Source organism: Clostridium sp. 1001271B_151109_B4, from assembly GCF_015670405.1.
Taxonomy (GTDB): domain Bacteria; phylum Bacillota; class Clostridia; order Clostridiales; family Clostridiaceae; genus Clostridium.
Map to the genome: position 1 here is coordinate 112,019 of NZ_JADPBQ010000002.1, position 18,900 is coordinate 130,918.

General features: G+C 29.2%; 20 protein-coding genes. 2 read left to right on the forward strand and 18 right to left on the reverse strand.

The window, feature by feature from the left end:
- Positions 1-116: 116 nt before the first annotated feature.
- From rplS to pta, 17 genes are all read right to left on the reverse strand, one after another.
- Positions 117-467, reverse strand: coding sequence for a 50S ribosomal protein L19 (gene rplS / locus I4V63_RS02155; protein WP_042396536.1), 351 nt, complete (start codon positions 465-467; stop codon positions 117-119).
- Between the two features lie 112 nt (positions 468-579).
- Positions 580-1,293, reverse strand: coding sequence for a tRNA (guanosine(37)-N1)-methyltransferase TrmD (trmD, locus tag I4V63_RS02160; protein ID WP_195999665.1), 714 nt, complete (start codon positions 1,291-1,293; stop codon positions 580-582).
- On the reverse strand, positions 1,283-1,780 hold the full coding sequence (gene rimM, locus I4V63_RS02165; protein ID WP_195999666.1) for a ribosome maturation factor RimM: 498 nt from the start codon (positions 1,778-1,780) through the stop codon (positions 1,283-1,285). Before rimM ends, trmD begins: the two co-directional genes overlap by 11 nt.
- Before the next feature lie 165 nt (positions 1,781-1,945).
- On the reverse strand, positions 1,946-2,185 hold the full coding sequence (locus tag I4V63_RS02170; RefSeq protein ID WP_195999769.1) for a KH domain-containing protein: 240 nt from the start codon (positions 2,183-2,185) through the stop codon (positions 1,946-1,948).
- Positions 2,186-2,234: 49 nt separating this feature from the next.
- The gene (gene rpsP, locus I4V63_RS02175; RefSeq protein ID WP_042396852.1) at positions 2,235-2,480 is read right to left on the reverse strand and encodes a 30S ribosomal protein S16; all 246 of its coding nucleotides are present in this window, start codon (positions 2,478-2,480) and stop codon (positions 2,235-2,237) included.
- A 38-nt stretch (positions 2,481-2,518) separates the two neighbouring features.
- Positions 2,519-3,868 (reverse strand): signal recognition particle protein, encoded by a 1,350-nt coding sequence (gene ffh, locus I4V63_RS02180; protein ID WP_195999667.1) that lies wholly within the window; start codon positions 3,866-3,868, stop codon positions 2,519-2,521.
- A 16-nt stretch (positions 3,869-3,884) separates the two neighbouring features.
- Complete coding sequence (locus tag I4V63_RS02185; protein WP_195999668.1) at positions 3,885-4,214, reverse strand: putative DNA-binding protein; 330 nt, start codon at positions 4,212-4,214, stop codon at positions 3,885-3,887.
- Positions 4,215-4,474: 260 nt separating this feature from the next.
- The gene (gene ftsY, locus I4V63_RS02190; protein ID WP_195999669.1) at positions 4,475-5,389 is read right to left on the reverse strand and encodes a signal recognition particle-docking protein FtsY; all 915 of its coding nucleotides are present in this window, start codon (positions 5,387-5,389) and stop codon (positions 4,475-4,477) included.
- Positions 5,390-5,403: 14 nt separating this feature from the next.
- Positions 5,404-8,961, reverse strand: coding sequence for a chromosome segregation protein SMC (gene smc, locus I4V63_RS02195; RefSeq protein WP_195999670.1), 3,558 nt, complete (start codon positions 8,959-8,961; stop codon positions 5,404-5,406).
- 386 nt (positions 8,962-9,347) lie between these two features.
- Complete coding sequence (locus tag I4V63_RS02200) at positions 9,348-10,376, reverse strand: radical SAM protein (RefSeq protein WP_195999671.1); 1,029 nt, start codon at positions 10,374-10,376, stop codon at positions 9,348-9,350.
- Positions 10,369-11,067 carry a ribonuclease III gene (gene rnc, locus I4V63_RS02205; protein ID WP_195999672.1) on the reverse strand — a complete coding sequence of 233 codons (699 nt, stop codon included), beginning with the start codon at positions 11,065-11,067 and terminating at the stop codon, positions 10,369-10,371. The genes I4V63_RS02200 and rnc overlap by 8 nt, the downstream gene beginning before the upstream one ends.
- A gap of 126 nt (positions 11,068-11,193) precedes the next feature.
- On the reverse strand, positions 11,194-11,424 hold the full coding sequence (gene acpP / locus I4V63_RS02210; protein ID WP_042396875.1) for an acyl carrier protein: 231 nt from the start codon (positions 11,422-11,424) through the stop codon (positions 11,194-11,196).
- A gap of 132 nt (positions 11,425-11,556) precedes the next feature.
- Positions 11,557-12,558, reverse strand: a complete 1,002-nt coding sequence (plsX, locus tag I4V63_RS02215) for a phosphate acyltransferase PlsX (protein ID WP_195999673.1) — start codon at positions 12,556-12,558, stop codon at positions 11,557-11,559.
- A gap of 56 nt (positions 12,559-12,614) precedes the next feature.
- Entirely contained in the window at positions 12,615-12,800 is a 186-nt protein-coding gene (rpmF, locus tag I4V63_RS02220) for a 50S ribosomal protein L32 (RefSeq protein WP_195999674.1), read from the reverse strand.
- A 12-nt stretch (positions 12,801-12,812) separates the two neighbouring features.
- Positions 12,813-13,310 (reverse strand): DUF177 domain-containing protein, encoded by a 498-nt coding sequence (locus I4V63_RS02225; protein ID WP_195999675.1) that lies wholly within the window; start codon positions 13,308-13,310, stop codon positions 12,813-12,815.
- 158 nt (positions 13,311-13,468) lie between these two features.
- Complete coding sequence (locus tag I4V63_RS02230) at positions 13,469-14,668, reverse strand: acetate kinase (protein ID WP_195999676.1); 1,200 nt, start codon at positions 14,666-14,668, stop codon at positions 13,469-13,471.
- A gap of 32 nt (positions 14,669-14,700) precedes the next feature.
- Positions 14,701-15,708 carry a phosphate acetyltransferase gene (pta, locus tag I4V63_RS02235; protein WP_195999677.1) on the reverse strand — a complete coding sequence of 336 codons (1,008 nt, stop codon included), beginning with the start codon at positions 15,706-15,708 and terminating at the stop codon, positions 14,701-14,703.
- A gap of 226 nt (positions 15,709-15,934) precedes the next feature.
- On the opposite strand from pta, the gene I4V63_RS02240 reads away from it, so the two are divergent.
- Both I4V63_RS02240 and ylbJ read left to right on the forward strand, forming a co-directional pair.
- On the forward strand, positions 15,935-17,140 hold the full coding sequence (locus I4V63_RS02240; protein WP_195999678.1) for a nucleotidyltransferase: 1,206 nt from the start codon (positions 15,935-15,937) through the stop codon (positions 17,138-17,140).
- Between the two features lie 48 nt (positions 17,141-17,188).
- Positions 17,189-18,361 (forward strand): sporulation integral membrane protein YlbJ, encoded by a 1,173-nt coding sequence (gene ylbJ, locus I4V63_RS02245; RefSeq protein ID WP_195999679.1) that lies wholly within the window; start codon positions 17,189-17,191, stop codon positions 18,359-18,361.
- Here ylbJ and I4V63_RS02250 read toward each other — a convergent pair.
- Positions 18,347-18,883 (reverse strand): ATPase, encoded by a 537-nt coding sequence (locus tag I4V63_RS02250; protein ID WP_195999680.1) that lies wholly within the window; start codon positions 18,881-18,883, stop codon positions 18,347-18,349. The two genes, ylbJ and I4V63_RS02250, sit on opposite strands and share 15 nt — an antisense overlap.
- Between the last annotated feature and the right edge of the window lie 17 nt (positions 18,884-18,900).

An 18,900-nucleotide genomic window follows, 5' to 3' on the forward strand; every position in this document is an offset into this window, starting at 1 on the left:
CTTTCAGTCGCTGAGTAAGTTCGATTTACTAAATTAAAATTTAGAGTTTCACTTATATTATTGCAAACAAAAAGGGACTTAATACTAAGTCCCTTAATATCTTTATTAACTTTAAATTATCTAGTTAATAATTCTTTAACTTTAGCAGCCTTACCTACTCTATCTCTTAAGTAGAATAACTTAGCTCTTCTTACTTTACCTCTTCTAGTAACTTCCATCTTTTCGATGATTGGTGAGTTAACTGGGAAAGTTCTTTCAACTCCAACTCCGTAAGCTAATCTTCTTACAGTGAAAGTTTCTCTTAAACCACCGTTTTGTCTCTTTATAACAGTACCTTCGAACATTTGAATTCTTTCTCTGTTACCTTCTTTAACTTTAACGTGTAATTTAACATTATCCCCAACGTGGAATTCTGGTAAATCAGTTCTGATTTGTTCTGCTTCTATAGCTCTTAATATTTCGTTCATCGTGCATTCCCTCCTAAATTGATAATTGACGCTCTTAACAAAACCTTGACAGCGGAACGCCCGTACTAGCACAAAATTTATTGTAACATAAGTATTTTTATATTTCAAGATATTATTTTTTACTATTTAATAATTTTTTATCTTCTTTTGTCAAAATAACATTTTTATATAAATCTGGTCTTCTTTCCTTTGTAATCTCTAGAGATTTTACTCTTCTCCATTTTCTAATATTCTCATGATGTCCAGAAATTAATACAGCTGGAACACTTTCACCCTCAAAAACTTCTGGTCTTGTATATTGAGGATATTCTAATAATCCATCAGAAAAAGATTCATCTTCATGACTTTCAGATTTATTTAAAACACCTGGAACTAACCTTAAAATAGAATCAATAACTGGAATAGCAGCCATTTCACCACCTGTTAATACAAAATCACCAAGTGAAATTTCTAAATCAACTTCCTTAAATGCTCTTTCATCTATTCCTTCATAATGTCCACATAGGAAAATTAAATTTTCTTCCTTTGACAACTCTTCTGCCATTTCTTGATTAAATGTTTTTCCTTTAGGACCTAAAAAAATAACCTTACCATTATTTTTTTCTCTGCAAGCTCTTATAGAATCTACTACAGGCTGAGCTGCCATTACCATACCAGCACCACCACCATAAGGATAATCATCAACCTTTTTATGTTTATTTAAAGTATAATCTCTAATATTTTCAGTATTAATAGAAATTAATCCTTTTTCTTGTGCTTTTCCTATTATACTATGATTAAATATATTAAACATTTCAGGGAAAAGAGTAAGAATACTAATCTTCATCCATCCATTCTCCTACTGGTTTTATAGTTATTTTTCTTTCTTCTATATTAATATCCAATACTATATCTTTTAATACAGGTATTAATAACTCTTTAGGCTGTCTAATCCAATATACATCATTATTTTTAGTTTGAATAATATCATATATTTTACCTAATTCTTTACCTGTAGTATCAAACACTGTACATTCTCTTAAATCAGCTAAGAAATAGCAATCTTCTTCAAGTTCAACTGCATTTTTTCTCTCTACTTCCATGAATTTTTCTTTAAGTCTTTCAGCATCTTCAATTTTATTTATTCCTTCAAGCTTAACTATAATTCTATCTTTTTGATATTTGCAGCTCTCTATTTTAACTTCTTTATCATTTATTAAAACATATTCTAAATCATCAAATCTTCTCATATCATCAGTTAATGGAATAACCTTAACTTCACCTTTTAAACCATGAGTATTTACTATCTTTCCTACTTTTAAATTTTTACTCACAAACTTCACCTCTTACGTTATCTTAATTTTTTTCCTATATTATTTATATCAAACTTTTTAGCTTTTAGCAAAATAATTATTCTTTAAATAAAATTAACGTATATATTTAGATTAATCTTAAAAATCACACTATTTTTATAAAATAAAAAAAGAGTTAGGAAAATCCTAACTCTTTACATCGATAATTTCAACTACTGCTTTTCGATCTTCGTTTAGTGCTGCGGCTTTTACTACGGTTCTAATAGCTTTCGCTACTCTACCTTGTTTGCCGATTACCTTACCCATATCTTCAGGAGCAACCCTTAATTCAAGAATTAAGTCTTGCTCTCCTTGAACTTCATTTACATGAACTTCATCAGGATTATCCACTAGGGATTTAGCAATTATTTCAACTAAATCTTTCATAAGAGTCTGCAAATACATTATGTACTATGCAGAGTTCACCTCCCAAAAATTACTTGTTAAGACCTACTGTATTGAATAATCTCTTAACTACATCTGTAGGTTGTGCACCATTGTTGATCCACTTTGTAGCTTTTTCTTCATCGATTTTGATTTCTGCAGGTTCTGTTATTGGATTGTAGTACCCGATTTCTTCGATGAATCTACCATCTCTTGGGCTTCTTGAATCAGCAACAACAACTCTGTAGAAAGGAGCTTTCTTAGCACCCATTCTTCTTAATCTGATTTTTACTGCCATTAATTTCACCTCCTTTAAAGGGTTATATATATAAACTCTTAAAAAGGTAATTTACCAAATAAACCTTTCTTGGACTTTTTAGTCAATGATTTCATTTGCTTCATTTGCTTTCTCATCATTTCATGTCCTTTTATGAGTTTGTTAACTTCTTGTAATGATGTACCAGATCCCATAGCTATTCTCTTCTTTCTTGAAGAAGATCCTACTATAAGTTTTGGATTTTTTCTTTCCTTTGGAGTCATTGAATGTATTATTGCTTTTACTCTAGCTAATTGCTTTTCACCAGCATCAAAGTCAATTTCCTTCATCTCTTTAGGAACTCCTGGTATCATCTCTATTATTTTACTTAATGATCCTAATTTTTTCATCTGCTCCATAGCAGTCAAATAGTCATCATAAGTAAAGTCATTTTCCATCATTTTTTGACCTAGCTCTTTAGCTTCTTTTTCATCAATAGCTTCTTGAGCTTTTTCAATTAATGAAAGTACATCTCCCATGCCTAATATTCTATTAGCCATTCTATCTGGATGGAATACTTCAAAATCATTCATCTTTTCCCCAACACCAATAAATTTAATTGGTTTTTGAGTCATATGTCTAATTGATAAAGCAGCTCCACCTCTTGTATCTCCATCAAGTTTTGTTAAAATAACACCTGAGATATCAAGAGCATCATTAAATGTTTCTGCGACATTTACAGCATCTTGCCCTGTCATTGAGTCAACAACAAGTAAGATTTCTGAAGGATTAACTTCAGCCTTTACATCCTTAAGCTCGGTCATTAATTCTTCATCAATATGAAGTCTACCAGCTGTATCTATAATTACAACATTATTTCCGTTTTCCCTACCGTATTTTATACCTTCTTTGGCAATTTGTACAGGGCTAATTTTATCACCCATTTGGAAAACTGGAATGTCAATTTGCTTTCCTACTACCTCTAATTGTTTAATAGCTGCTGGTCTATATATATCACATGCAACTAAAAGAGGTTTCTTGTTCTTATCTTTTCTTAATTGTAGTGCCAGTTTACCAGCCATTGTGGTTTTCCCTGCCCCTTGTAGCCCAACTAACATAATAACAGTTGGTCCTACACTTGAGAAGTTAATTTTACTTTCACTACCACCCATAAGATCTGTAAGTTCATCATTAACAATCTTGATGACTTGCTGAGCAGGTGTTAAGCTTTCTAACACTTCACTACCTACACATTTTTCACTAACATTTTTAACAAAAGTTTTTACAACTTTAAAGTTAACATCAGCTTCTAATAATGCAAGCTTTACTTCTCTCATGGCTTCTTTTATATCTTTTTCATTTAATTTACCTTTGCCTCTAAGTTTCTTAAACGTTTCTTGTAACTTATCAGCTAAACCTTCAAAAGCCATGGTAACCCTCCTATGCCTATAAATTTTCTAGTGCTTCTTTATAAATCTTATAATCTTCATTTGATAAAGAATATTTTTCATTAATTTTCTCTAATAAATCAATAATTTTCTTTTCTTTTTCAAAATACTTTTGCAGTAAATTTAATTTACTTTCATAGGCTAGAAATTGTTTATAGCATCTTTTTATAAGGTCATGAATCGCTTGGCGACTCGTGTTGTTTAATTCAGCAATCTCAGCTAATGATAAATCCTCATTGTAATATAGCTCCATGATACTTTTTTGTTTTTCCGTAAGTAATGGACCATAAAAATCCATTAACAAGGAAATCTCAACTCTATCTTCCATGCATATCACCTTACCCACATATGAGATTCTAACAGAATAATAATTAGGTGTCAAGTATTTTTACTTAACACTTAATTATTTTTTTAAATCTCTATATAAAGTGCTAAACTACTGCTATTCCTATGATTTATACCTATTTGGTATCTATAGTTATTTTAATTAGTAAAATAAATTTTAGCAACAACTTTTTTTTAGTTTATAGTTAGTAGTTAAAACTTCTTTAAGAAGTTTTATATATATTTTATAAATTTAACTCCTAACTAAAATAGTGCTTCTACAAAACTTTCTGGATCAAAAACTTGTAAATCATCAATACCTTCTCCTACACCTATATACTTAACAGGTATGTTTAAAGTATTTTTAATTGATATTACAACTCCACCTTTAGCTGTTCCATCAAGTTTAGTTAATATTATCCCATCTATAGGACAAACATCCATAAATTGCTTAGCTTGAATTACAGCATTTTGCCCTGTTGTTCCATCTAAAACTAATAAAGTTTGCTTATGAGCTCCTGAAAGTTCCCTATCTATTACTCTGTTGATTTTCCCTAACTCATCCATTAAATTCTTTTTATTGTGTAATCTACCTGCAGTATCACAAATCAGTAAATCAACACCTCTTGATTTAGAAGCATTTATAGCATCAAATACTACTGCTGCTGGATCTGATCCCTCTTCATGCTTAACTATATCAACCTTTGCTCTTTCACTCCAAACAACAAGTTGATCAATAGCTCCAGCTCTAAAAGTGTCTGCTGCTGCAAGTAAGACTTTTTTTCCTGCCTCTTTATTCATTGCAGCAAGTTTTCCTATACTAGTAGTTTTACCAACACCATTTACCCCTATTACTAAAATTACTTCTTTTCCAGTAATACTTTCTTCACTTACTTCATTGTCATTCTTCATCATATCAGCTATTACACTCTTTAATGCAGGTCTAACTAACTCAACATCATTGATTTTTTCTTTTCTTATTTTATCTTTTAATCTATCGATAATTTCCATAGTAGTATCCATACCTATATCAGCCATTATAAGTATTTCTTCTAATTCCTCATATAAATCATCATCAATAGTTACTGCTAAATTTAAAGCTTCATTTATTTTATCTGTTAACGCATTTCTTGTTTTAGTTAATCCACTTTTAAGATTGTTAAATAATTTTCCAAACATAATCTTAACTCCTCCTAATTATTAGATAAGTCTACTGATACTACTTTTGATATTCCCTTTTCTTCCATAGTTATACCATACATTACATCACTAGCTTCCATTGTTCCTTTTCTATGTGTTATTACTATAAATTGAATATTCTCTGAAAATTCCTTTAAAAATTCTGCAAATCTATAAACATTTGCATCATCTAAGGCAGCTTCTATTTCATCAAGAATACAGAACGGAGTAGGTTTCATTTTTAATATTGCAAATAATAATGCAATTGCAGAAAGAACCTTTTCTCCCCCTGACATTAAATTAATGTTTTGAAGTTTCTTTCCTGGTGGTTCAACATTAATAATTATATTAGAATTTAATATATCATCTCCACCTAAAATAAGTTCTGCATTACCACCTTTAAATAATTCTCTAAATGTTTCTCCAAAATTTTCATTTAAAATTTTAAAGTTTTCTTTGAATAACTCCTGCATTTGGATTGTCATTTCTTCAATAACTCCAATAAGTTCTTCTTTTGCCTTTTGTAAATCTAATTCTTGTGATGACATAAATTCATATTTTTCACAAACTTCATCATATTCAACAATTGCAGATAAATTTACAGTTCCTAAAGAAGCTATCTTTGATTTAAGCCTTGAAATTTCTTCTTTTAAATCATTTACGTTTTCTACTTCTACAGCAATTTCTTTTGCTTCTGCAAGAGTTAAATTTAGCTCTGTATTTAATCTATTATATAATGACTCTTGTTCACTTTCTATTCTAGCAAATTGTATTGCTCTTTTATTAAGTTCACCTTCATCTATTCTTATAGCTTCGATTATTTCATTAGTAGAACTTTCTTTTACTTTATACTCTTCTTTGATTTTTATTTTTAAAATTTCGTCTTCTTTAAAAATATTTTCAAGTTCTATTACCCTTACTTCAATTTCCTTTAATGCTTTTTTCTTTTTATCAATATCTTCACCTAAAGCTTTTATATTATCTTTATTAGTAGCTATCCCTACTAGTAATTGCTTTATTTTCACTTCTTTTTCTCTTATCTCTAGGTTTTTAGATGATAATTGCATTCTTTGACCTTGAAGACTTTCTTCTAATGTAGCACTATTAACTTTTAAATTAACTAATAATTCCTTTTGTCTTTCCCTTTCTTTAGTATTATTAATTAACTCCTCTTCTATAACTTTTAATCTTTCTTCTCGTTCTTCCCTTTTTGCATCTAATTTACTTAACTCTTCCTTTTTTATTTCAAGTTTTTCAATTAAATACTTAATATTACGTTTGTTTTCTTCTATATCTTTCTTTGCCTTTTCTATACTTTTATTTAGTTTATCTCCATCATTAACAAGTCCTTTTATATCTCCTTCTAAGACTGTTAATTCAATATTTTTACTATGAATTTCTTCTCTTTTATTTAATATACCATCATCTAACTCTTTAATAGTACGCTTTATTTCATTAAAGATAGCTACTTCATTATTATAAGTTTCTTTTAGCTTTAAAATATTTGAAGCTAGCTCTTCAATTTCTCTTTTTCTCCCTAAAAGATTTGCATTCTTTCCCTGTATACTTCCTCCAGTTAGCGCTCCACCTGGATTAATTACTTCGCCAGTTAAAGTTACAATTTTATAATTATGTCTTCCTATTTTGGAGATATTAAGAGCACAATCCATATCTTCAGCAATAATAGTTCTTCCTAAATTATAATCAATTACACCTTTATATTTTACATCATATCTTAAAATATCTGATGCAATTCCTAAATATCCCTTAGACTTTTGAATTTCTTGAGGCACATCTAATCTTTTACCCTTAATTATATTAAGTGGTAAAAAAGTAGCTCTTCCAAGGCCTCTTGCCTTTAAATAAGATATTAAGTTTTTTGCATCATTTTCAGTTATTGTAATAACATTAGAAATTGATCCACCTAATGCAATTTCAATAGCAGTTTCATATTTTTTTTCTACCTCAAAGACTTCACCAAGAACTTTAATATCCTTTATCCCTTGTACCCTACCCTTTTCAATATGCTCCATTAAATTCTTAACAGTTCTATTATATCCCTCATAATGCTTTTCTAAATTAGATAAAGTCGTATGAGTTGCTTCTGATTCATTTATTTTCTTTGATAATATCTTTAGTTTATTATCTTGATTATTTAAATTAGAATGGGCTTTAGATAATTCTTTTCTTATAGAAACTACTTCCTCTTCAATAATAGAAATATCATTCCTTGTATTTTTAAGCTTTTGCTTAAACTCTTCAACAGTTCCTACATTTATAGCTAAATTACCTTCTAAAGTCACTATAGAACTCTCTAAAGACTCTTCAATTTCATTTTTATCTTTTATATCTTTTTCTAATAATTGAATACTATTGTTAATATTCGAATTCTTAGAGATAATTTCATACTCATTATTTTTAAGAGTTGATAACTCTCTTTGTGTTTTATCTATTTTTATAGTAATTTCATTAATTAAATATTCTATTTCTCTTATTTCTGTAGTTTTATCTTTATTTTCCTGAGCTTTAGCATTTAAACTTTCTTCTAATTCCTTTTTTTCACTATATAATCTTTCTAAAGAATCTTTAAGTCCCTTTATTTCATTTTCTTCTTTTTCAATTAATGAAGTGAAATTATTAATTCTTTCATTAAATAGTTCTATATCTCTATTATGATTAGAATGTTCTTCTTTCTTGCTATAATACTCTTCTTTTTCTAGCTTATTTTTTCTCTCTAAACCTTCAATTTTTTCTTGTAGTTTATCAAGTTCTTCTTTAAATATCCTAAGTTCTTCCCTCTTTTTATCAACAATTTCTTGTCTCTTTTCTATTTCAGAACTTAATCCTTCAATATCTACAGAAACTTTATCAATATAGTTTACTAAAACAGAAACTTCTTTAACATTTAACTGTTCAGCTAACTCTTTATATTTTAGAGCCTTTTCTTTTTCAATTCTTAATGGCTCTAATCTTTCTTCATATGTAGCAATAATATCTCTAATTCTAACAAGATTATCATCTGTATTATCAAGTCTTTTTTCCGCTTCTTCTTTTCTAGACTTATATTTTACAATTCCTGCTGCTTCTTCAAGAAGTGCTCTTCTTTCTTCTGGTTTACCACTTAATATAGCATCTATCTTACCTTGTCCAATTATAGAATATCCTTCTTTACCTATACCTGTATCCATAAATAATTCAGTAATATCCTTCAATCTACATTTTTGATTATTAATTAAATATTCTGTTTCACCAGATCTAAATATTCTTCTTGTAACAGTTACCTCGTTATATTCTGTTGCTAATTTACCATCTGAATTGTCCAATGTAAGAGATACTTGTGCAAGTCCTAGGGGTTTTCTGAATTGAGTACCTGAAAAAATTACATCTTCCATCTTTCCCCCTCTAAGACTCTTAACACTTTGCTCTCCTAGAACCCATCTTACAGAGTCAGATACGTTACTCTTACCGCTACCATTAGGTCCAACTACTGCTGTCACACCCTTTTTAAACCTTAGCTCTGTTTTATCTGCAAAAGATTTAAATCCACGTATCTCAAGCGACCTTAAAAACATAAATACACTCCTTATCTAATTTAGAAAATTGCTGGCATTAACCCAAGTATAAATGCAATGAGCATAAACACTGTAATAACATAAAGCATTTTTTGTCTTGTCTTTGCTTTCATAAATAACACACTCCATTCTTCCTTTAGTTTATATTAAAGCTAATGAAATATCAATAAAGCAATGACAAGATTCAAAAGGTATAAATAGAGCACACTTAACCCCTTACTTTTTACCCTTTGCCCTTGTCATATAAATTAAATTTATCTGATGACTAGCCTTCTAGCCTTGTAATACTCTTGTCTCTTTAGTTAAGAGATAACAACGGACAGCCCCTAGATAATGAATCTAACCTTAAGAATAAGCCACAACTCCATCATAAGATAAAATTCAGTTTATATTTTAAATTCTTCTACTTTTTCAATAACAGTTAGCTTTAACTTACCTTTTTTTATTTTATTATTTGTATGTACATAAGTCTTACTATCTCTGTTATTTAAAAATTTATTAAAATAATATTTTCTATTAGTATATAACTTACTAATATCCTTTTCATTTATTTCTATAATTATATCTTTTTCTTGTGGCACTTTTTCCTTTAGACTTTCACAAATTAAATATCCTTCAACAAGTTCTCTAAATGCCGGGTGGAAAGGACCATCAACTATATCTTTTCCTGTAGTAATAGTATCTGTTGGCTGAAGTCCAATTCTTATTACTTTTACTTTAGCTTCATTATATAACTTTAACATTTCTGCTGAAATATATACAGCTTCATCTAATGAATAAGGCTTATAATCTCCTCTATTATACATATCTTCCATTGGAGTATCCTTAATAACTAATGATGGATATATTCTACAAATATCTGGCTTCATTGCTATAGATTTTTTAGCACTTTCAATATCTATTTCAAAATTATCACCTGGTAATCCTGGCATTATTTGATGCCCTAAAGTGAACCCAGCTTCCTTTATTAATTGCGATGCTTTTTCAACATGCTCTACAGAATGACCTCTTCCAGATTTTCTTAACACTTCATCATTTAATGATTGCACTCCTAACTCAATAATATCTACACAATATTCCTTTAAATAACTTAAAATATACGGAGATATGGCATCTGGTCTTGTAGACAACCTTATTTTATTTATTAGCCCCTTTTGCTTATATTCTCTAGCTACTTCTAGCAATTCTTTTTGCTTCGCAACACTAATAGCTGTAAATGTTCCACCAAAGAATGATACCTCTACTGTAGCACCTTTATTAATTGTGCTTAAATACTCCTCAATTGTATTTCTTACATCTGTCGCAAATACTTCTTCATATTTACCTGCAATTCTATCTTGATTACAAAAAACACATTGATGAGGACATCCTTGATGTGAAATAAAAATAGGAATTATATAATAATTCTTACTCATTTTTTTCCTCCAAAATTTCTAATGCTGCCTTTGCTGCATTTTGTTCAGATTCTTTTTTACTATATCCTTCTCCGCATGTTAATTCTTTATTATCAATAATTAGTTTTGTGTAGAATTTTCTTCTATGTGGTGGTCCTTCAAATTTAATAAGCTCATAAACTATCGATATTTCACCATTTTTTTGAAGATATTCTTGTAATCTAGTTTTATAATCTAAAATAATATCATTATTTATCGCTTTTTTAATTATATCTTCAAATCTACCTATAATATAATCCTTACTAAACTCTAGCCCTTTATCTAAGTATATAGCCGCAATTAAAGCTTCAACTGCATCAGCAATTAACGAAACTCTTTCACGCCCTCCTGTTAACTCTTCACCTTTACTCATTCTTAGAAGATATCCTAAATTAAGAGATTTACCTATTTCATATAGTGAATTTTCACAAACAATTAAACTACGAATTTTTGTTAATTCACCTTCACTTTTATCTTTATAATTTAAAAATAAGTATTCAGTTATGCATACTTGAAGAATAGCATCTCCTAAAAATTCAAATCTTTCATTATACTCTTCATCTCTATGCTGATTTGCATAAGATGAATGTGTTAAAGCCGTAAGTAATAATTTAGGTTCATTAAATTTTATCCCTATTATTTCTTCTGCTTCCTTCTGATAGAAATTATTCATTTTTTACACTCCTTCAAGTTTATTCTTCAATTTGCTTACAAAAACAAATTCAAGAATAAACTATTTGATTAATTTTATTTAAAGTAATTTATAACATAAAATCCCGCAAATTCTGCGGGATTTTATTTATTCCTCAACATGTGACTTTACATATTTAACTACATCGCCAACAGTTACAAAACCTTCAGCATCTTCGTCTGGTATTTCCATATCCAACTCATCTTCTAAAGCCATTATTAACTCAACGATATCTAAAGAATCTGCATTTAAGTCTTCTAAAAATGATGAATCCATAGTAATTTCATCTTCACTAATGCTTAACTTATCAGCAATGATTTCTCTAACTTTCTCAAACATTCTTTCACCTCCTAAACACACCCATTTAGATAATATTATATATTTTTACTACAGTCAATATGCATTACTTATATTTATTATGAAAATAAATTGAAATATTATTTTTAAAATACATAATATTAAATGAACTTTTTAAGCTTTTAATTCTAATTCCACCTTAATTTTATCTAACACTTTGTTATCATAAAATTGTTTACTTTGTCTTATAGCATTTTTAAAGGCTTTCCCATCTGAGCTTCCATGAGCTTTGATACATATCCCATCTACACCTAAGAAAGGAGCCCCTCCATATTCTTTATAATCAAATTTTTTCTTTATATCTTTAAAAACAGGCTTCAATAAAAGTGCACCAATTTTGGCAGTTAGTCCTGAAGATAGCATACCATCCTTAACAATATTTAATACTGTCGATGCGGTTCCTTCATACATCTTTAGCACAGTATTACCAGCAAATCCATCACACACAAGTACATTAGTATCTCCTAAAGTAATATCTCTAGGTTCAACATTACCAATAAAATTAAGTCCTTCTTCATTCTTTAATAATTGGTATGTATTTTTTGTTAAATCATTACCTTTTTCTTCTTCTGCGCCAATATTAACCAATCCAATACTAGGATTTTCACCATTTAGCACACCTTTATAATATTCTTTTCCCATATGTGCAAATTGAACTAAATATTCAGGTTTACAATCTACATTTGCTCCAGCATCAACAATCATAAATGGTGCATTCTTACCTGGCATAATAGGTGCTAATGCTGGTCTTTTAACACCTTTAATTCTTCCAACTATAAAATTGCAACCTGCTAAAAATGCTCCAGTACTTCCTGCAGATAATACTGCATCACACTTTTTCTCTTTAACAAGGCTTAAAGCTTTACAAAGACTTGAGTCTTTTTTCTTTCTTATGGCCATAACCGGATGCTCATTAGTACTTATAACTTCCTTAGCATCAACTATATTAATCTTATCACCATTATAGCCTTCTTTTGCTAACTGATCTTTAATAATCCCTTCTGGGCCTGTAATGTAAAATTCCAAATCGTTATATTCATTTAAAGCTTGAATAACACCACTAATAACTGCTTGTGGTGCATTATCTCCACCCATACCGTCTATAGCAATTCTCATTTATTTCACCCCTTATTTCTTTATATACAAAGAAAAGAAAGTCAAATGACTTTCTTTTATTCTTGAGTTGAAGCAACTACTTCTTTACCTTTGTAGAATCCACAGTTCTTACAAACTCTGTGAGCCATCTTCATTTCGTGGCATTGTGGACATTCAACTATTCCTGGTAAGCTTAACTTAAAAGTTTGAGCTCTTCTAGAATCTCTTTTTGCTCTATATGTCTTTCTAGCTGGATTTCCCATTATTACACCTCCTTATTCCCCAAACAACTCTCTAAGCTTTGCAAGCCTAACATCTACATCATAATCTAAACAACTACAATTTTCAACATTTTTATTCGCACCGCATTCAGAACATAGTCCCTTACAGTCCTCTTTGCAAAGTCTTTTGATAGGTAAGGTTGAAATAATACAATTTTCAATAATTTCGGTAATATCAATTGTATCACCATCTACAAACATTATTCCATCTTCTTCAAGTTCTGGATCGTTTGTAAACCTTTCTTCTATATCAATATCTATTGGATAGATAAAGGTATCTAAGCATCTCGAACAATTTAACTTTAGTTTCGTTTTTATAGAAGCCTCTATTAATATAACATCTTTTTCAGATATTGCAACCCCTTTAACATCAACTTTTTCAATTGCTCTAATTTCTTCTCCTTCGAATTCAAAAGGTTCTAACTCGAATGATAAAGATATTTCTTTTTTTCTACTTTTTTTAGACACTAAATCTGAAAAATTAATAATCATATCTTATGCTCTGGGACTTCCCTCATGCCTTTAAAGACATATTATACTTTATGTATAGCTCGAGCCAAGCGATTTTTCACTCCTCGCTAAAATTTACTGAATTCAAACACAATTTATTATATAAAGCTAAGACATAAAAGTCAAGCCTATTTACATAATTACTTTTGTATTAATTCTAAAGTGTCTCTTGCAATCATTAATTCTTCGTTTGTAGGTATAACAAATGCTTTAACTTTGCATCCTGGTTTTGATATTTCTCTTACCTTACCTCTAACATTGTTAGCTTCTCTATCTACTTCTACTCCTAAGAATTCTAATCCCTTTAAGCACTCTTCTCTAGTTTCTGGACCATTTTCTCCAACACCAGCAGTAAATACTATAGCATCAATTCCACCCATAATTGCAGCATATGATCCTATTGTAGCTCTTACTTTATATTCAAATACCTTAAGTGCTAAGATAGCTCTTGGATCTTTATCCTTGAATGCTCCATCTTCAATATCTCTGAAATCTGAGCTTATTCCTGAAATTCCAAGAACACCTGATTTTTTGTTCATTAAATCATTTACTTCATCAACTGATAATCCTTCTTCTTTCATTAAGAAAGTAACTATTGCTGGATCAATGTTACCACTTCTAGTTCCCATAGCAACTCCTTCAAGCGGTGTGAATCCCATTGAAGTGTCTATAGAAACACCATTTTTAACAGCACATAAACTTGCACCATTTCCTAAATGACAAGTAACTATTTTTAAATCCTTAATATCTCTTCCCATAACTTCTGCTACCTTTTGAGAAACATATTTATGTGAAGTACCATGGAATCCATATTTTCTTATTCCATGTTTTTGATATAATTCATATGGTAAAGCATAAATGTATGCTTCTTCTGGCATAGTTCCATGGAAAGCAGTATCAAATACAGCTACCATTGGTGTATTTGGCATTAATTCTTCACAAGAATTAATTCCTATCATATTAGCTGGGTTGTGAAGTGGAGCTAATTTAAAGCATTCTTCTATGTATGCTTTAACTTCATCATTTATTAAAACTGATTGATTGTATTTTTCACCACCATGAACAACTCTATGTCCTACTGCTGAGATTTCATCCATAGATGAAATAACTCCATTTTTCTCATCAACTAAAGCTTCTAAAACTTGCTTTATCGCATCTTTATGATCTGCCATTGGTTGTTTTACAATGTATTTTTCTCTACCTTCAACCTTTTGAGTTAAAACAGAGCCTTCAATTCCTATTCTCTCAACTAATCCTTGAGCTAATGATTCTTCTGTAGACATATCGATTAATTGATATTTAAGTGAAGAACTTCCACAGTTTATAACTAATACTTTCATTTTTTAACACCTCTTAAAACTATTTAATTTATCTATTTTGTATTTTGAGCTTGTGCTTGAACTGCTGTTAAAACAACAACATTAACGATATCTTCTGAGTTACATCCTCTAGATAAATCATTAATTGGCTTTGCAAATCCTTGACACATTGGTCCTATAGCATCTGCCCCTGCAAATCTTTGAACAAGCTTATATCCAATATTTCCTGATTGTAAATCTGGGAATATTAACACATTTGCTTTACCTGCAACTTTACTATTTGGAGCTTTTTGAGCTGCAACACTTTCAACTATAGCTGCATCTAATTGAAGCTCACCATCAATTAATAAATCAGGTCTTAATTCTTTTGCAAGTTCTGTTGCCTTTCTAACTTTGTCAACCATTTCATGATCTGCACTTCCCATGCTTGAGAATGATAACATAGCAACTCTTGGTTCAACCTTACAAAGGTTACGTGCTGTATCAGCTGTTGCAATTGCAATTGCAGCTAATTGCTCATAGTTAGGATTTGGATTAACAGCACAGTCAGAGAATAATAACATTCCATTTTCTCCATACTTAGATCCTGGCACCATCATAATAAAGAAGCTTGATACTACTGAAACTCCTGGTGCAGTTTTTATAATTTGTAAACCTGGTCTTAATAAATCACCTGTTGTATGAACAGCACCTGAAACCATTCCATCAGCATCATCTAACTTTACCATCATTGTTCCAAAGTATAATGGATCTCTAACGATTTTATCAGCTTTTTCTATAGTCATACCTTTATTTTTTCTTGACTCATAAAATGCATTTATATAATCTTGCAGCCTATCTGATTTTTCAGGATTTATAATTTCAACTCCTGTTAAATCAACTCCAAGCTCTTTAGCCTTTTCTAATATTTTTTCTTCGTTACCGATTAGAATTGGAAATGCTAAACCTAATTTGTGGATTTTTTCTGTAGCAACAATTGTTCTTTCTTCATCACCTTCAGGTAAAACAATTCTTTGCTTATTTTCTTTAGCAGCGTTCCATAATTTATCCATAAGTTCCATATCTAATTTCCCCTTTCGAATTTATACGGTCTCATCAACAATACTAATATACTCCTATGTATACACATTTTTCAATACCTAAATTACTTAAAAAATTAATTCTTTATATTATAAATTTTCTGAATTTTACACCTGTTTAAATCTTATATAATATATTATATAAAAGCTTTTACTTTTCCTTCCCTATGCTATAATATTTTTATATTTCCCAAAAAGGAGTTAAAATATGAATATAACAGGAATAATTACTGAATATAATCCATTTCATAATGGGCATAAATTCCATTTAGAAGAAGCAAAGAAACAAACAAACTGTGATGGAGTAATATGCATTATGAGCGGTAACTTTGTACAAAGAGGCGGCCCAGCAATAATAGACAAATGGCAAAGGACAGAAATGGCTTTAAATAATGGAGTTGATTTAATAATAGAACTTCCAACCTTTTACGCTGTTTCTTCTGCAGAATTTTTTGCAAAAGGTGCTGTTTCAATATTAAATTCTTTAGGCGTAGTTGATAATATTTTCTTTGGCTCTGAATGTGGAGACAGCAAAAAACTTTTAAAAATTGCTAAAGTCCTTGTAAGTGAAGACTCTGATTTTCAAAACTTATTAAAACAAAATTTATCATTAGGTCTTACTTTTGCAAAAGCTCGAGAAAAAAGTTTAATAGAATATTTAAATGATGAAGATATAAATAATATTATTACTTCATCAAATAACATTTTAGGTATCGAATATATAAAAGCTATTTTAAAATTAGGAAGCTCCATTAATCCTGTAACCTTGAAACGTGAAGGTTCAAATTATAACGACAAAGAGATATCTAATTCTTTCTCTTCTGCAACTTCAATTAGAGAAATTTTAAAATCTTCATCCCCTATTGAAAATATTAAAAATTTGATTCCTTTAGGATCTTATGAAATTTTTAGTAAATTGCAAGAAGAAGATTATAATTTTATCTTTGATGAAGAAATGTTTAAATATATTAAGTATAAAATCCAAACTAACTGTATAAATTTTAACAATCTTTATGAAATAACAGAAGGTTTAGAAAATAAAATAATTAAGGAAATATCTTCATCTATTTCATACGAAGATTTTATATTAAAAATAAAAAGCAAAAGGTATACATATAGTAAAATTTCTAGACTGCTTACACATATATACCTTGGACTTGATAATGATTGTTTTAATGATATAGAGAATACTAACAATTTATACGCCAGAGTTTTGGGCTTCAATAAAAAAGGAAGAGAAATTCTTTCATTAATTAAAAGCAATTCCTCTATACCTTTAATAACTAAAGTACCAAGATTTTCAGATAATCCTTTATTAAAATTTGATTTACAAGCAACAGCTGCTTATTCAATATTAAATAATAAAGTTAATCCTTATAATGATTATCTAAAAAGTCCAATAATAAAATATTAATATTACAATATATACAGCATATAAATACTATAGATGGGAGGGATGACCATGTATAGTATTATTTTTTTGCTAATAATCATATTTTTACTACTGTTACTTTTATTTAAATTACTAAAACTTAACAAAAATTATTTTATGTGTCTCTTAATTACAGCATTTATCTTTTTATTTGTTTCTAATCTTCGAAGTTGTATCGATGCAGCTCTGGTAGGTGTTAATCTTGTAGTTAAGACCATAGTTCCAACAATTTTTCCATTTTCAGTTATATGTAATTTATTAATTTCCTATGATGGTGTCAGCTTATATTCTAAAATTCTAGGACCTTTATTTTGCAAACCATTAAAACTTTCAAAATCATCATCTTTTCCAATAATCGCAAGTATATTAAGTGGTTACCCCCTTGGTTGCAAATATTGTTGTGACCTGTATTCTTTAGGTTACATAGATAGAAAAGAATTTGAAAGATTATTAAATATCGCTAGTAATGCAAGTCCTATGTTTTTAATTGGATCTATAGGAGCAACAATGCTCGGGGATATAAAATTAGGATTTATTTTACTTATAGGTAATTATTTTTCACCAATGATTGTAGGTATTTTAACAATTAAACACAATAAAAATATATCAAATATGAAGGAAGTTCCGTCAAATACATCCAATATTAATTTTGGAACCGCATTAAAATCCGCTCTTGATAATGGTGTAAATACAACCTTACAAGTTGGTTCTTTTGTAGTTTTATTTTCTATAATTATAAGCATAATAAAAAATAATGCTTATATAAGCATTATTTTTAATAATATAGAAAGTTTTTTAAATCTTCCTCAATATTCACTTTATGGTATATTTTTAGGTAGCGTAGAATTTACAAATGGTTGTAAACTTATAACTACACTACCGCTAACAATTCCATTTAAACTAGCTATAATTAGTTTTATTTGTTCTTTTTCTGGTTTATCAGTAATAGCTCAAATAAGTTCATTTGTATCAAAATACAATGTATCACTAGCAAAATACAGTCTCTATAAATTAATCCAAGGAATAATTAGTTTTTTCATTACATTTGCAATAAGCAGTATATTTACCATTAAATACACTACCTATACATCAACATCTATTCCTGCTAACTACAATATCCCAATAATTATCTATCTAATTATATTGCTATCACTGATATGTACTTTAATTATTGCAGTATCAAAAAAATTACATCGTTCTTAATTCTTCTATATTTTCTTTAATTACAGTACCTGTTTGTGTTAAATTTTCATCTATATCTTTTGCTACCTTTTCAAATGAGTCTTGCATAGATTTTATCAATGCAGCCTTTTGCTTTTCAATTTCTACATCTAATTGCGTTAATATTTCATTTGAATATTCTCTTGATCCTATTCTAATAGCTTTAGCATCTCGTTGTGCTAAGGCTATTATTTCATTGGCTCTTAACTTAGCTTCTCTTACAATATCATGACTCTCAACATTTTGTTTCATAATTTCAATTGTTTCTCTTTTTACACTTTCATATTCTTTTTGTGCATCATCAAGAATTCTTTCTTTCTTATTAACAATCCATTGCGCCTTCTTAAATTCATCCGGAAGACAGTTCATTATTTGTTCAATTACTTCATTAAATTCTTTTTTATCAATTATCGTTTTACCTGTAATAGGCATTTTAGCTGAATTTTCTACCATATCCTGTAGATACTCTAGTAATTCATATACACTTGAATCCATATTCTCCAAAAATAATCCCCCTAACT

What these genes read in the sequence shown, in the direction of transcription:
- rpsP (WP_042396852.1), bottom strand. Translation starts at nt 2,480, where the DNA reads ATGGCAGTAAAAATCAGATTAAGAAGAATGGGTGCTAAGAAAGCTCCT.
- ffh (WP_195999667.1), bottom strand. Translation starts at nt 3,868, where the DNA reads ATGGCTTTTGAAGGTTTAGCTGATAAGTTACAAGAAACGTTTAAGAAA.
- ftsY (WP_195999669.1), bottom strand. Translation starts at nt 5,389, where the DNA reads ATGTTTGGAAAATTATTTAACAATCTTAAAAGTGGATTAACTAAAACA.
- plsX (WP_195999673.1), bottom strand. Translation starts at nt 12,558, where the DNA reads ATGAGAATTGCTATAGACGGTATGGGTGGAGATAATGCACCACAAGCA.
- acpP (WP_042396875.1), bottom strand. Translation starts at nt 11,424, where the DNA reads ATGTTTGAGAAAGTTAGAGAAATCATTGCTGATAAGTTAAGCATTAGT.
- I4V63_RS02170 (WP_195999769.1), bottom strand. Translation starts at nt 2,185, where the DNA reads ATGAAAGATTTAGTTGAAATAATTGCTAAATCCCTAGTGGATAATCCT.
- I4V63_RS02200 (WP_195999671.1), bottom strand. Translation starts at nt 10,376, where the DNA reads ATGAGTAAGAATTATTATATAATTCCTATTTTTATTTCACATCAAGGA.
- I4V63_RS02225 (WP_195999675.1), bottom strand. Translation starts at nt 13,310, where the DNA reads ATGATTATTAATTTTTCAGATTTAGTGTCTAAAAAAAGTAGAAAAAAA.
- I4V63_RS02240 (WP_195999678.1), top strand. Translation starts at nt 15,935, where the DNA reads ATGAATATAACAGGAATAATTACTGAATATAATCCATTTCATAATGGG.
- ylbJ (WP_195999679.1), top strand. Translation starts at nt 17,189, where the DNA reads ATGTATAGTATTATTTTTTTGCTAATAATCATATTTTTACTACTGTTA.
- trmD (WP_195999665.1), bottom strand. Translation starts at nt 1,293, where the DNA reads ATGAAGATTAGTATTCTTACTCTTTTCCCTGAAATGTTTAATATATTT.
- I4V63_RS02185 (WP_195999668.1), bottom strand. Translation starts at nt 4,214, where the DNA reads ATGGAAGATAGAGTTGAGATTTCCTTGTTAATGGATTTTTATGGTCCA.
- smc (WP_195999670.1), bottom strand. Translation starts at nt 8,961, where the DNA reads ATGTTTTTAAGGTCGCTTGAGATACGTGGATTTAAATCTTTTGCAGAT.
- rpmF (WP_195999674.1), bottom strand. Translation starts at nt 12,800, where the DNA reads ATGGGAAATCCAGCTAGAAAGACATATAGAGCAAAAAGAGATTCTAGA.
- rnc (WP_195999672.1), bottom strand. Translation starts at nt 11,067, where the DNA reads ATGAATAATTTCTATCAGAAGGAAGCAGAAGAAATAATAGGGATAAAA.
- pta (WP_195999677.1), bottom strand. Translation starts at nt 15,708, where the DNA reads ATGGAACTTATGGATAAATTATGGAACGCTGCTAAAGAAAATAAGCAA.
- I4V63_RS02230 (WP_195999676.1), bottom strand. Translation starts at nt 14,668, where the DNA reads ATGAAAGTATTAGTTATAAACTGTGGAAGTTCTTCACTTAAATATCAA.
- rplS (WP_042396536.1), bottom strand. Translation starts at nt 467, where the DNA reads ATGAACGAAATATTAAGAGCTATAGAAGCAGAACAAATCAGAACTGAT.